Source organism: Campylobacter concisus UNSWCS (genome assembly GCF_000466685.1).
GTDB classification, from domain to species: Bacteria; Campylobacterota; Campylobacteria; order Campylobacterales; family Campylobacteraceae; genus Campylobacter_A; species Campylobacter_A concisus_A.
Genome location: NZ_ANNG01000076.1, coordinates 1 through 1048 on the forward strand (window position 1 = coordinate 1; position 1048 = coordinate 1048).

Here is a 1048-nt window from a genome sequence, read left to right on the forward strand (position 1 = left end):
CTCTGCGTTTAAATTTGTATCATTGCCAGAGTTTAGGTTTGCACCTTTTAGGCTAAGAGCACTTTTGGCATTTAAATTTATATCACTTCCTGAGTCTATAGTGCTATAAACTGCCTTTTTACTGCCATTTGCCACAAGGTCAAAGCTACCCTTATAAAAGGCATTTGGATTTAAAGATATTTTGCTCTTTTTAGAAGCATGAGAGCTAGCCTCTACGTTGTAGCCGTTTTCAAAGAGGATATTGTTGTTTGAGTTTAAATTTATATCTTTGTCTGATTTTAGCTTAGATGATACTAGATAGATATCGTTAGCTGAGTTTAAATTTATATTATTGCCTGATTTTAGGCTAGTGCTTACCACCTCTGAGCTTACAGCGCTATCTATGGTTTGTTTTTTAGAAAGGAGCGATTTAGAGCTATTTATAGCTGTTGCTTCGCTACTGTTTGACTGCGCTGCTAGTATGATGTCGCTAGCTTTTAAATTTATATCTTTTAGCGAGTTTAGATGTGATGATGAGACTACAAGAGTGTTTTTAGCATTTAAATTTATGTCGCTGTTAGCGTTTAAATTTGCAGAGCTTACTCTTTTTACACTCTCGTCAAATTTCATACCTTTAGAGCTTGCGTGATGAGTATAACTAAACTCATCTGCTTTTATCTCTATATCATTGCCTGAGTTTAAATTTATATCTCCACTCGCATCTAAATTTGAGCCAGAGACTTTTATATCATTGCCAGCTTGTAAATTTATATCATTTGTGGTCTCTAGGTTAGAGACTTTGCTAAACTGAGACTTGCTTTGATCTAAGTTTATATTGCTCTTTGCATTTATGTTTAAATTTTTAGAGTTTAGGTCAGAACTATCTATCTCTATATCATTAGCCGCAATGTTAGCATCGCCGCTAGTTGATAGCTCCGCACCTTTTAGCTTTATCTTTTTATCCGCATTTAAATTTAGACTGTCAGCCACTACGCTGCCAGCTAGGCTTATGTTGCCTTTGGCGTCTAGCTCTATGTTATTAGCCATTACAAGAGCTGAGGCTTTTACG

1 protein-coding gene is annotated in these 1048 nt (G+C 35.7%); it reads right to left on the reverse strand.

Annotated elements, in window-relative coordinates; all coding sequences use genetic code 11:
* The coding region (locus tag UNSWCS_RS10405) for a hemagglutinin repeat-containing protein (protein WP_035143998.1) at positions 1–1048 on the reverse strand (1048 nt) is incomplete at both ends.